9 protein-coding genes are annotated in these 12,812 nt (G+C 59.6%); 4 read left to right on the top strand and 5 right to left on the bottom strand.

Going from position 1 to position 12,812, the window contains the following annotated elements; genetic code table 11:
• The first annotated feature begins 104 nt into the window (after nt 1-104).
• From AD928_RS13200 to AD928_RS13185, 4 genes are all read left to right on the top strand, one after another.
• Nucleotides 105-1,577 (top strand): mannitol dehydrogenase family protein, encoded by a 1,473-nt coding sequence (locus tag AD928_RS13200; RefSeq protein WP_062251026.1) that lies wholly within the window; start codon nt 105-107, stop codon nt 1,575-1,577.
• Between the two features lie 412 nt (nt 1,578-1,989).
• A complete protein-coding gene (locus tag AD928_RS13195) occupies nt 1,990-3,321 on the top strand; it encodes a cytochrome c (protein WP_062251025.1) in 1,332 nt (443 codons plus the stop codon).
• Between the two features lie 20 nt (nt 3,322-3,341).
• On the top strand, nt 3,342-3,815 hold the full coding sequence (locus AD928_RS13190) for a (2Fe-2S)-binding protein (RefSeq protein WP_062142092.1): 474 nt from the start codon (nt 3,342-3,344) through the stop codon (nt 3,813-3,815).
• Nucleotides 3,808-6,132: a xanthine dehydrogenase family protein molybdopterin-binding subunit gene (locus AD928_RS13185; protein WP_062251024.1), complete on the top strand. Its 2,325-nt coding sequence runs from the start codon at nt 3,808-3,810 to the stop codon at nt 6,130-6,132. Before AD928_RS13190 ends, AD928_RS13185 begins: the two co-directional genes overlap by 8 nt.
• 213 nt (nt 6,133-6,345) lie before the next feature.
• On the opposite strand, the gene AD928_RS13180 is transcribed toward AD928_RS13185, so the two are convergent.
• From AD928_RS13180 to AD928_RS13160, 5 genes are all read right to left on the bottom strand, one after another.
• The gene (locus tag AD928_RS13180; protein ID WP_062251023.1) at nt 6,346-6,789 is read right to left on the bottom strand and encodes a SufE family protein; all 444 of its coding nucleotides are present in this window, start codon (nt 6,787-6,789) and stop codon (nt 6,346-6,348) included.
• Nucleotides 6,789-8,102: an ATP-dependent protease ATPase subunit HslU gene (hslU, locus tag AD928_RS13175; protein ID WP_062251022.1), complete on the bottom strand. Its 1,314-nt coding sequence runs from the start codon at nt 8,100-8,102 to the stop codon at nt 6,789-6,791. Before hslU ends, AD928_RS13180 begins: the two co-directional genes overlap by 1 nt.
• Nucleotides 8,102-8,707 carry an ATP-dependent protease subunit HslV gene (hslV, locus tag AD928_RS13170; RefSeq protein WP_043552367.1) on the bottom strand — a complete coding sequence of 202 codons (606 nt, stop codon included), beginning with the start codon at nt 8,705-8,707 and terminating at the stop codon, nt 8,102-8,104. Before hslV ends, hslU begins: the two co-directional genes overlap by 1 nt.
• A 62-nt stretch (nt 8,708-8,769) precedes the next feature.
• Nucleotides 8,770-10,764, bottom strand: a complete 1,995-nt coding sequence (locus AD928_RS13165; RefSeq protein ID WP_062142088.1) for a response regulator — start codon at nt 10,762-10,764, stop codon at nt 8,770-8,772.
• The gene (locus AD928_RS13160) at nt 10,754-12,538 is read right to left on the bottom strand and encodes an ATP-binding protein (protein ID WP_062251021.1); all 1,785 of its coding nucleotides are present in this window, start codon (nt 12,536-12,538) and stop codon (nt 10,754-10,756) included. Before AD928_RS13160 ends, AD928_RS13165 begins: the two co-directional genes overlap by 11 nt.
• Between the last annotated feature and the right edge of the window lie 274 nt (nt 12,539-12,812).

Here is a 12,812-nt window from a genome sequence, read left to right as displayed (position 1 = left end):
CGGGCACCGCACCCTGTGCAGCACAGCCATCCAGTGCGCTGTGATTGAAAGATTTTTAGCCTGCGCCAGATCTGTCTGAAAACAGAACGAGGTACGCCGATTTCATGATTGCCCTTTCCAATACCACCCTCAAACAGCTTCCGCCGCAGGTTCTCACCCCCGCCTATGACCGCCAGAAGACCACACCGGGCATTGCCCATCTGGCCGTCGGCAACTTCCACCGGGCGCATCAGGCGATGTATGTTGATCGGGTATTGGCGCGCCCCGGCCAGCAGGACTGGGCCATTGTGGGCGTCGGGCTGCGTGACAATGCGCGGGAAACACGCCGCGCCGCAATCATGGCGGAACAGGACGGCCTGTATACACTGACGGAATTTGCCCCGGACAACACGCACACCATCCGCGTTCTGGGCGCCATTACCGAATATGTGCAGGCCGCGAAGGATCGCGCCGCCGCCATCAAACGGCTGGCCGACCCTGCCATTAAAATTGTCAGCCTGACCATTACAGAAGGCGGCTATTATGTGGATGCCAGTGGCAAATTCATGCTGGATGATCCCGCCATCGCAGCAGACCTCAAGCGCGACGTGCCGGAAACCGCTTTCGGGCTGGTGACGGAAGCCCTGCGCCTGCGGCGTGATAGTGGCGTCGGCCCCTTCACCGTCATGACGTGCGACAATCTGCGCGACAACGGCACCGTCGCCCGCACGGCCTTCTGCTCCTTTGCAGAAGCGCGGGACCCGGCTCTGGGCGCGTGGATCAAAGAAAACGTGACCTTCCCCTCCACCATGGTGGACCGCATCACCCCGTCCGTTTCCGAAGCCGACATTACCCGGCTGGACGACATGAGCGGCATCGCGGACCAGATGCCGCTGTTTGCGGAAGACTTCACCCAGTGGGTCATTGAGGACAAATTCTGCGCAGGCCGCCCGGAACTGGAAGCGGTTGGCGTGGAATTTACGGATGACGTCGGCCCGTATGAGCAGGTCAAACTGCGCATGCTCAACGCCTCCCACTCCATGCTCGCCCTGCCCGGCGTGCTGATGAATTACGACACCGTGCCGCACGCCATGGCTGACGACGGGCTTGTCACTCTGCTTGAGCAGTTTCTGGCCAATGATGCCAGTCCGCTCATCACCCCGCCGAAAGGTGTGTCCCTGAGCGAGTATGCGCGTCAGGTTCTGCACCGTTTCCGCAATCCCGCTGTGGGTGACCAGCTTCTGCGCATCGCCTCAGACAGCGCCTCCAAGCTGCCGGTTTTCTGGACCGACACCGTCAAGGGCGTTCTGAAAGGCGGCAAGGACCATCGGCGCGTTGCCTTTGGTGTCGCCTGCTTCCTGGAATATCTACGCGGCGAGACAGAAAGCCACAAAACCTACAAAATTTCTGAACCCGGCCTGCCTGATGCAGCCAGAGAACTGGCGCTGAAAGACGATCTGGCTGCTGGCCTGACCATGCCGGTCTTCTCCGGCTGGGGTCTGGATCAGTATCCGGCGTTTGTTGAGGATGTCACCAAACTGCGTAGCAGCATCCGCACACAGGGTGCACGCCAGACACTTAAACAACTCGGCCTGTAAATCTGTTATAACATCTGGGTTCTGCTCGCTTTTTTGGGAGCGGAACCCTTTTGGTAACTTAAGACACAGCGCAAACCTGCAAGAACACCCACGAAATCAGGCTTTTTATTACGCGACAGACGCATGCCTTGCATGCAAAAGAGCCTCTGTCCATATACATGAAAATATAGTCAAGAGAGAAACTGGCTGATTTCCATAACATTCTCGTGTTTCAAATAAATCTTATTCAGATTTCACTGCTTCACGCAGAAACCTATGCGTTTATTTGCAAGCCAAATCCAGATAAGTTTTGTCCACTATTAAATAACAGACCTTCAGACGGCAGGTTCCCGGACCTCCCGAAGAGGAGGGACTGGATGTTTTCAGTCTTTCAGCTTCGGCTGGCTGTCGTATGCACAGGATTGGGGGTAGAGTGATCAAACGTCTCTTAGCAGGAGCTGTCGGGGCTGGTGTCCTGGGTGGGCTCGGGTTTCTGTATTATGCATGGTATCCGCCAATTGCCCCGATAGAGCGGCCTGCGGCCAGCAGCTTCTCTGCCGAGCAGATTGAGCGCGGGCGCATTGTTGCGGCTGAAGGCTATTGCGCGGAGTGCCATACCCGCACAGATAACGGCGGCGGCCCTGAGCTTGCCGGTGACTACAAGATGGAAACCCCGTTCGGGGCCATCTATTCCTCCAACATTACCCCCGATGTGGAAATGGGCATTGGCGCATGGTCGGAAGAGGCCCTGCGCCGCTCCCTGCACTATGGCGTGTCCCGCAAGGGCATGCATCTGATCCCGGCTTTCCCGTACGATCACTTCACCAAAATGACGGATCAGGACATTTCTGATCTTTATGCCTATCTGATGACACGGCCTGCCGTGCATATGTCCCGCCGCCCGAATGAACTCCCCTTCCCCCTCAGCCTCCGCATTGGTCAGGCTGCATGGAAGCTGCTGTTCTTCACCCCCGGCGTCTACAAGCCCGATCCCAGCCATGATGCGCTGTGGAACCGTGGCGCGTATCTGGCCGAAGGCAACGCTCACTGTGGCGCATGCCATACGCCGCGTAACCTGATGGGCGCTGAAAAGAAGGGCTCCATGTATGACGGCGCTGTTGTGGATGCGTGGATTGCACCGCCGCTGAACGACAAGAACCCGACCCCGACCACGTGGACGGAAGACGAGCTGTACCAGTATCTGCGCTTTGGCGTAGCCCCGCTGCACGGCCCGGCTGGCGGCCCGATGTCCCCCGTTCCGCACCGCTTCCTCTCTCAGGTGCCGGAATATGATGTGCATGCCATTGCGCATTACTATGCGGACGTGGACCACGCTGCGGAACGTCAGGGTCATGACAAAGCCGCTCTTGCCCGCGCCATGGAACAGTCCAAGAAGGATCTGATCGGCCCGAACACGCTGGACCCGGATGCACGCCTGTATCAGGGCGCCTGTGGAGCCTGCCATTACAATGCAGCCCCCATGCCCGTCCTCGGCCGCCCGGATCTGGCTCTGAACAACGCGCTGTGGCTGGATGAACCGACCAACCTCTATCAGGTCATGCTGCACGGCCTGACGGCTGAAGAAGGCCAGTCCGGCGTCGCCATGCCCAGCTTCTATAACGCTCTGTCCGATGCAGACATGGCCCGCATTGCTGCCTATCTGCGCCGCACACGCACCACGCTGCCGCCCTGGACAGACCTTGAGAAGAAAGCCGCGGAAATTCGCAAGACCGTTAAAACCCCTCCCGTTAACTCTTCTCACTAAGGCGGCACACGGAGCCACTCATGATTAAGTTCAAACTCAATGGCCGTGACGTTTCCGTCGATGTGCCAGAAGATACCCCCCTGCTCTGGGCCCTGCGTGACGAGCTGGACCAGACAGGCACAAAATTTGGCTGTGGTGTTGGCCAGTGCGGTGCCTGCACCGTGCATGTGGGTGGCCGCGCCACCCGCTCCTGCATCACGCCGATCAGCTCTGTAGAAGGCGCTGAGATCACCACAATTGAAGGGCTGCACCCTGAGGGTGAACACCCTGTGCAGCAGGCATGGCGGGACATTCAGGTTCCGCAGTGCGGTTACTGTCAGTCCGGTCAGATCATGCAGGCTGTCAGCCTGCTGAAGGACTACCCGGACCCGACGGATGAGGAAATTGACGGCGTGATGGGCGGCAGCCTGTGCCGCTGCATGACCTATGTCCGCATCCGCAAGGCTATCAAGAAAGCCGCGGCCGCCATGCGTGAGGAGAAATCTAATGGGTAAACTGGAACGCATTGCAGCCCGGCAGGACCGTGCGGCCGGGCGTGGCCCGACCCGCCGTGGTGTGCTGCTGACAGGCCTTGGCTCGGCGTTCATGTTCGGGTTCGCGCGGGAGGCTTCTGCCGCGCAGACCTACCCGCAGAATGCCAGCCTGCCCGGCAACGGCGCGTTTGAACCGACTGTCTGGTGCTCTGTCGGCACGGATGGCGTGGTGAACGTCAACATCATCCGCGCAGAAATGGGCCAGCATATCGGCACCGCCCTCGCCCGTATCATTGCGGACGAAATGGAAGCCGACTGGGACAAGGTCCGCATTACCTATGTGGATACAGACCCCAAATGGGGCCTGATGGTCACCGGTGGGTCATGGTCTGTGTGGATGACATGGGATGTCTTCCGTCAGGCCGGTGCCGCAGCCCGCACCGTGCTGGTGGAAGAAGGCGCCAAACTGCTCGGCACCTCCCCCGCTAACTGCGTTGCGCGCAATGGCCGCGTGATTGCCGGCAACCGCTCTGTCTCCTTTGGGGACATTGTCAGCCATGCCCGCCCCACGCGCTCCTTCAGCCCGGATGAGATGGCCAAGCTGCCGCTCAAGCCCGCAGCTGAACGCCGCCTGATTGGGAAAGAAGTCAAGGCGCTGGACATTCCGTCCAAAACCGACGGCACCGCCATTTACGGCATCGACGCCAAGCTGGAAGGCATGGTGTATGCGCGGCCCAAACTGCCGCCCACGCGCTACGGCTCCAGGGTTGTCTCGGTTGATGATAGCGAAGCCAAAAAGATCAAAGGCTATATCCGCTACATCGTTCTGAACGACCCGTCCGACACGGTGCCCGGTTGGGTTGCCGTTCTGGCCTCCAGCTATCCGGCCGCCATCCGCGCAACCGATGCGCTGAAGGTCACCTGGACGCCGGGCAAGACGGCCAATGTCTCGGAAAAAGACATTATCGAACACGGCCGCAAGCAGATTGCCGAGAAAACCGGCGGCTCCTGCGTGTTCAATGATGACGGCGTGGATGAAGCCTTCGCCTCTGCCAAACACGTGTTTGAACGCACCTACACCTGTGCGTCCGTGCTGCATTATCAGCTTGAGCCCATGAATGCTCTGGCCCGCCTGCAGGACGGCAAATGGGAAATCCATTGTGGTAATCAGTGGCAGTCTCTGTTCCTGCCGGTTATCGCCAAGGCGCTGCAGGTTAAAGAGTCCGACGTTGTTATGCGCAGCTACCTGCTGGGTGGTGGCTTTGGCCGCCGCCTGAACGGCGATTATGCTGTTCCTGCCGCGCTGATCTCCAAGGAACTCGGCGGCAAGCCGGTCAAGCTGATCCTGACCCGCTCTGACGATATGCAGTTTGACTCCTTCCGCTCCCCGTCCATCCAGACGGTGCGCGTGGCTATGGATGACCAGAAAGCCCTCAAAGGCTGGCAGCACCATGCTTCCGCAGGCTGGCCGACTGGCGTGATGGCTGCGGCCTTCATGGAAAAAGGTGCAGACGGCAAACCGTACGATCAGTTCGCCATTGCTGGCGCTGACCACTGGTATGACGTTGGGCCGATGCGCGTGCGTGCGCTGGATAACGATCTGGCAGACGCCACCTTCCGTCCGGGCTGGCTGCGTTCCGTGAGTTCCGGCTGGACGCCATGGGCGCATGAAGCGTTTCTGGATGAACTGGCCCACGAACTCGGGCATGACCCGGTTGAGTTCCGCCTCTCCCTGCTGACGGCCAAAGGCCGCAATGCAGGTAAGGCACCGGACTCTGTCGGTGGTGCCACCCGTCAGGCCAACGTGCTCAAGCGTCTGGTTGAAAAATGCGGTTATGGCAAAGTTCAGCTGCCTAAAGACACGGCCATTGGCATTGCCACCACCTTCGGTCAGGAACGCGCCATGCCGACCTGGACCGCAGGCGCTGTGCAGGTGCATGTGGACCGCAAAACCGGCGCTGTAACCTGCCAGAAAATCTGGCTGGTTCTGGATGCCGGCACGATTGTTGATCCCGATGGCGCTATGGCCCAGACGGAAGGTGGTGCTCTGTGGGGCCTGAGCATGGCGCTGTTTGAGAACACCGAAATCGAAAACGGCAACGTGCGGGACCGCAACCTGAACACCTACACCCCGCTCCGCATTACCGACATCCCGGAAATGGATATCGAGTTTGTGGACAGCACCGAAAAGCCCATGGGCCTTGGTGAACCGGGTGTGACCACCATTGGTGCAGCCATTGCCAACGGCGTGTTTAATGCCGTGGGTGTCCGCCTGCGCCACCAGCCCATCCGCCCGGCGGATGTTCTGAAAGGCCTTTCTGAGAAAAAGTCAGCCTAACGCAGGCTTTTTCCTGAACGGATAAAACGGTTACGAAAAACCGGCGCGCTGTTTTCAGCCGCCGGTTTTTTTATGCGCAACGCTTTAAAAGACTCCTGTGAAAGACAACGATGCGCCCATAAAAAAAGCCCTCCAGACCGTTTAAGGACTGAAGGGCTTTCTATTTATCTGGCACAATCAACCAGAAAAAATCCAAAAACTGGAAATGCTGTCTTAGACTTTCAAAGATGCCGCAGCGGAGCGGATCGCCCGCGCCATGGCTTCCACCCCGTTACCACGGTTGGTGGAAAGCGCCTGCACCAGCCCGAGATCGCGCAGGAAGTGCGGATCTGTCGCCATGATTTCCTCACAGGTGCGCCCAGAATAAACCCGCAGAAGCAGCGCTACCAGACCGCAGACAATGGCGGCGTCGGACAACCCGGCGAAGTAGAGCTTGCCGCCCTCCTCCCGTGCTTCCAGCCACACCTGGCTCTGGCAGCCCGGAACCCGGTGCTCGTCATTGCACCATTCCGGCGGGAATGGCGGCAGCTTGCGGCCCATCTCAATGATGTACTGGTAGCGTTCCATCCAGTCATCAAAGACTTCGAGTTCATCGCGGATCGCGTCAATCGCCTCAGCGGCGGTGTCTTCTTCGGGCAGTAAAAAGGGTGCGTTCATTACAGAATAAACCGGCTGAGATCGCCCTTGCGGGCCAGAGGAGCAACTTTTTCCTGAACCAGAGAGGCTTCGACGTGAATGACTTCGCCTTTCCGGTCAGACGCTGTGAAGGAGATTTCCTCCAGCAGCTTTTCCAGCACCGTGGCAAGACGCCGGGCACCAATATTTTCCACGCGCTCGTTGATGTCGGCGGCCAGCTCGGCCAGCGCTTCTACTGCACCATCCGAGAAAGTCAGCGTCACATCTTCCGTGCTGAGCAGCGCGATATACTGCTTGAGCAAAGAATGCTCAGGGTCCGTCAAAATACGACGCAGATCCTCACGGGAGAGCGGCTGAAGCTCAACACGGATCGGCAGACGCCCCTGCAATTCCGGCAGCAGATCAGACGGTTTGGCCAGATGAAAGGCACCAGACGCGATAAACAGAATATGGTCCGTTTTCACCGCACCATATTTGGTAGAAACGGTTGTGCCTTCAATCAGCGGCAGCAGGTCACGCTGCACACCTTCACGCGAGACATCGCCACTGCGCCCGCCGCCATCAGCCGCGCGCCCGCAGACCTTGTCGATCTCATCCAGAAAAACAATGCCGTTCTCCTGCGCATGCGCCACGGCTTCCCGCGTCAGGGCTTCATTATCCAGCATCTTGTCAGCTTCTTCACGCTCAAGATACTCCCGCGCAGCAGCCACTTTCAGGCGGCGCTGCTGAGGGGCCTTGTTTATGAAATTCTTCATCATCTCGCTGAAGTTGATGACCTGACCGGGCATCATCCCCGGCATGTCACCGCCACCCGCGGGGGCGGCTTCCACAACAGCCACCTCAACCTCTTTATCTTCCAGCTGGCCATCCCGCAGCATACTGCGGAACTTGTTTTTGGTCTCAGCCGACGCACTCGCACCGACCAGCGCATCGACCAGCCGATCTTCCGCGGCCTGCGCGGCGCGGGCAGCAACGTCTTTGCGTTTGACCTCCCGCAGCATGGTGATGGAGGCCTCGACGAGGTCGCGCACAATGCTTTCCACATCGCGCCCCACATAGCCCACTTCCGTAAACTTGGTGGCTTCCACTTTCAGGAACGGGGCCTGCGCCAGTTTGGCCAGCCTGCGGGCAATCTCGGTTTTACCGCACCCGGTCGGGCCAATCATCAGGATATTCTTGGGCACCACTTCTTCACGCAGCGCTTCCGGCAACTGCGCGCGCCGCCAGCGGTTGCGCAACGCGATGGCAACGGCACGCTTGGCGTCAGCCTGCCCGATAATAAAGCGATCAAGCTCCGAGACAATTTCCCTCGGAGAAAATGTCGGTGCATCCATCAGGAAGAAGCCTTATCGGTTGAAGGAGAAGCTGTCAGCGTTTCAACCCGCACAGAGTGGTTGGTATAAACGCAGATATCCCCGGCAATTTTCATGGAACGACGCACAATTTCCTCAGCGTCCAGATCCTCGACCGTCAGCAGCGCACGGGCTGCTGAGAGGGCAAAATTCCCGCCTGAGCCAATGGCGATAATGCCGTCTTCCGGTTCCAGCACGTCGCCGTTCCCTGTCAGCGTGAAGGAATGCTCCGCATCCGCCACGGCCATCATAGCTTCCAGCCGCCGGAGGTAGCGGTCTGTCCGCCAGTCTTTGGCCAGTTCCACACAGGCGCGTTCAAGCTGGTTGGGGTAGCGTTCCAGCTTGCCTTCCAGCCGCTCCAGCAGGGTGAAGGCATCCGCCGTTGCCCCGGCAAACCCGGCCAGAATGGAGCCAGAAGGCCCGATACGCCGCACCTTGCGGGCGTTGCCCTTGATGACGGTCTGACCGAGCGTCACCTGCCCGTCCCCGGCCATAGCCACAGTCGGGCCACGCCGGACACAGAGGATGGTTGTCCCGTGCCATCCGACGGGATCATGCGAGGAGGAGGCTGTCTGAAAGCTTTGCATGGTATAAGGAGATAAGCCTTCCTGCCGCCAGCACAAGAGGCCAGCAGGCAGGAAACCGCTCGTTATGCGGCCAGCATGGCCCTGACATCCCCCAGCAAGGCATCCCGCGTGTAGGGTTTGTGCAAAACCGTCACGCCTTCCGGCAGCAAGGCGAGGTCGGCATAGCCGGTTACAAACAGGACGGGCAGTTCTGGCCGCACCTCATGCAGGCGGCGAGCCACTTCATCCCCGTTCATGCCCGGCATCATGACGTCCATCACCACCAGTGCAATCCCCGGCTTATCGCCAATTACACTCAGCGCCTCGGCACCACTGGCGGATTCCAGCACGTCATACCCGGCCCGGCGCAGGAAGCCTGCCGTAACAGCCCGAACACCCGGCTCATCATCCACCACCAGAATGGTTTCCCCGTGCTGAACCGGCGGCAAGGCCTGTGGTGTGACCTGCCCGCTGCGAACAGACCGAACCGGCGTGACCGGTGCACGCTCTTCCACCATGGCAGGCAGCCAGAGCTCAATGGACGTGCCGCCACCGGGCACGCTTTCCACCCGCACTTCCCCTCCGCAATGGCTGATAAAGCCGTAGATCATGGACAGGCCCAGCCCTGTGCCCTGCCCGATCCCCTTGGTGGTAAAGAACGGATCAAAAATGCGGGCCTGCATTTCTTCCGTCATGCCCACACCGCGATCCATCACCTGCACCACCACCCAGGCTTCCCCGTGGGTGGCGCTACCCGTCAGACCCAGAGGCCGGTTTGCCTGCCGGACGGAAACCGTGGTCGCCCCGCCTTCGGGCTGTGCATCCAGTGCGTTGACGCACAGATTGAACACCGCCAGTTCCAGCTGTGTGGCATCCGTCCACACCACGGGTAGCGGCGTGGCTGGGATATCAAACTGCACGGTGCTGATCCGGCTACTGGAGGAGAGTGCCGCGGCCCCCAGCACGGCCTGAATTTCATCCGGCACTTTGCCCTGCGTCATGAAACTTTGCAGGGACGCCATCAAGTTCCGCAAATCAACCTGCTGGCACACCAGATGGCGTGGCCGGCTGAAGTCCAGAAGTTTCTGCGTCAGCGCACCGCCACGACGGGCTGCTTCCAGCGCGTTATGGAACAGGCGGGAGACACCCGGCTCTTTGGGCGGCTCCAGATCCATCACCAGTTCAAGGGAGCCGAGAATAGCCGTCAGCAGGTTATTAAAATCGTGCGCAATACCGCCTGCCAGCGTACCAATGGCCTGCATTTTTTCGGCCTGACGCAGGCGCTGCTCCATCGCCAGCAAATCGGTCACATCCCGATCAATCAGGATGGAATAGTTTTCCAGAGCAGAGGCCCCGGCAGGCGGTGTACCGTCCGGCGCACCATCCAGCCGTACGCGCGTCAGATCATGCCAGCGCGCCTGACCATCCGGCCCGGCCAGTTGCAAAATCTGCTGGTCCCGACCTGAAGAGTTCAGAACTCTCTCCGCCCCCTTCAGGCTATCCAGACGCGTGGCGTCTACCAGTTCTTCTTCCGTATGGCCCACGCATGCGTCCACACTGCGCCCGAACTGCTGCGCCATCTGGCTATTCAGGCGGATAAAACGCCCGGACTGCTCTTTGAACGCCAGACCAAACGGCAGATTATCCAGCAGGCCACGCAGCAAAAGCTGTTCACATTGCAGCTCTTTTTCCAAACGATAGCGAGACGCCGCCTGCCCAACCATGGAGAGCAGGGTTTCATCATCCCACGGCTTGTACGCAAAAAAGGAAATCTGCCCCTGGTTCAGAGCGGCTTCCACTGCCGTGATATCGGCATATCCCGTTAGCAAAATGGCCCCGGCGGAGGAGAGCAGTCTGGCGCGCGCCAGAAACACGTCCCCCGTCATGCCCGGCATCCGCTGGTCGGACACAATGACGGCAACGTCAGGGCGTTCCTTCAGCAACGCAAGCCCGCGCTCACCCGAAGACGCCGGGAGAACCTCATACGTGTCTTCCAGCAGATCCGTCAGGGCGACCAGAATCTCCGGCTCGTCATCCACAATCAGGACAACAGACCGCTTGTCAGGTTCAGGCAGCATGAGTGCGCCTCTCCTCTTCGGCCCGATAGGGCACACGCAATGTAAAGCAGGCTCCGCCATTTTCACGCGCATCGGTCACAACAATACTCCCGTCATGCGCCTGTACAACGCCATACGCGGTCGCCAGTCCCAGCCCAGTGCCTGAGCCTACAGGTTTTGTTGTAAAAAACGGTTCAAAAACGCGTTCCTGAAGATCCTGAGGCACACCCGGTCCTGTATCGCTAATCCTGATCACGTAATCCTGTCCGGCATGCGTGGTGGCCGGTTCCAGAGTAGAGGTGATTTCAATCCGGTCTTCCTCACCCGCAGGCAGGCCGACTTCCTCTTGCTCACGCTGCTTTTCCATAATGGCGTCGGCGGCATTGCTGACAATATTCATGACAACCTGATTGACCAAAGCCGCCTGACAGAACAGATCCGGCGGCGCATCCAGAGCGCATATCACCCGAATATTCTGCCCAAGTTTAGGGGCCAGCAGGGTCAGCACCATGCTGATGGCATCCGGCACATCCAGACGGCTGAACTCCCCTTCTTCCAACCGGGAGAACCGCCGCAGGCTGACAACCAGATCCCGCATGCGTGACAGCCCGACGAGAGACGCCGCCAGACGCTCACTGCTTTTAGCCAGCGCCTGCTCCGCCGTCAGACTATCGCCTTCGCGCACGGCGTTCAGCGCGCGGGCAATGCTGCGGTTCACCGTGTTTTCATGCGCCAGAACAAACGCAAGCGGGTTATTGAACTCATGCGCAATCCCGGCCGCCAGTTCCCCCAGCGAGGCCATTTTGGCGGACTGCACCAGCTTGGCCTGCGCCTCAATCAACTTGCGGTTAGCGGCTGCCAGATCCGCATTCACCCGCCGCAAAGCGTCTGCAAGCGCCATGCGGGCACGCGCACTTTCAATATGCGCTTCTTCCCGCCGGGTTTCATCCTGCACCATCTTGCGGCGCACAAGGCTGCCAATCCGGGCTACCAGCAGATCGGGCGCGATATCCACATCCACCAGATCATCCACCCCGGCGGTAAAGGCCATGCTGGCCATCTGCCCAGACAGCTGGCCGCCATCCACCATCCCCAGCACACGCATGCACTGGCGGGTTCTGCGGCGCATGGCGACAACGGTGTGAGCAAAAGCCAGCCCATCAAATAACGGGCACTCCAGATCCACCACCAGACAATCCGGCTGGTCTTTCCCAACGGGCCAGTTTGTCAGGTTGAAATCGTCGGGGTCATCAATCAGCACGACGCTGGCGCCATTACGCCGCAGCAGGTCTGACAGAACAGGTGGCGTATCCCGCCCTTCCCCTCGCCATGACCACAGCAAACCGCCCGGCGCCGTGACAATCGCCACACAGGGCTGACGGAATGTTCCCCCGGGGCGAGAGAGCGGATCTTCCTCCTGCTCCCGCAGCAGGGTGCAGATCCGAAACATCAGAAAAGCCGGTTCGGTCTGGCTGCTCAGGCAGGCATCCGCGCCCTGCTCCAGAATCAGGCGTTCCTGCTCCGGGTTCTGCGTTTCCACCACCACCAGAACAGGAATGCCTCGCGTCACCACGTTCAGCCGCAGGCGCTGGCATAGTTGTGCGGCGGACATATCCGGCAGCGCGGCAGGCACCACCAGCAAATCCGGCAAATGGTCCTCAAACCCTTCAAACGCCTGACGACCATTGAGCGCAGACCGCACCTGAAAGCCGCGCTGGTTCAAAAGCGCAGAAAACGCCTCACGCCGCTCAGGCTCCAGTCCCACCAGCAAAATATTATCCGAGCGGATCGTCATCTCAATTCCGCATCCCACACCTGTTGCCCCGGAGCGTCCATCACGTTTTCAGGTGTCCTGCTTTCTTCTGCTGCCGTCTTCTACATCATGCCCCTGCCTCACGACCACAGGTGCTACGCGTTCATGAGCGTGAATTCATCTAACCCGATCCCGGCACCCCCGTCTGTTCGCGAATGCGTTACCTGAGCAAGAAAAGCTAACACCCACATGATTGTTATAACAAAGTCCTATAGCAGCAAAGCCACAGCATCCGCCTTTTGCGGCAAGCGTGTGT

The organism is Acetobacter cerevisiae (genome assembly GCF_001580535.1).
GTDB lineage: Bacteria > Pseudomonadota > Alphaproteobacteria > Acetobacterales > Acetobacteraceae > Acetobacter > Acetobacter cerevisiae.
This window is presented reverse-complemented; position numbering and strand designations above follow the sequence as displayed.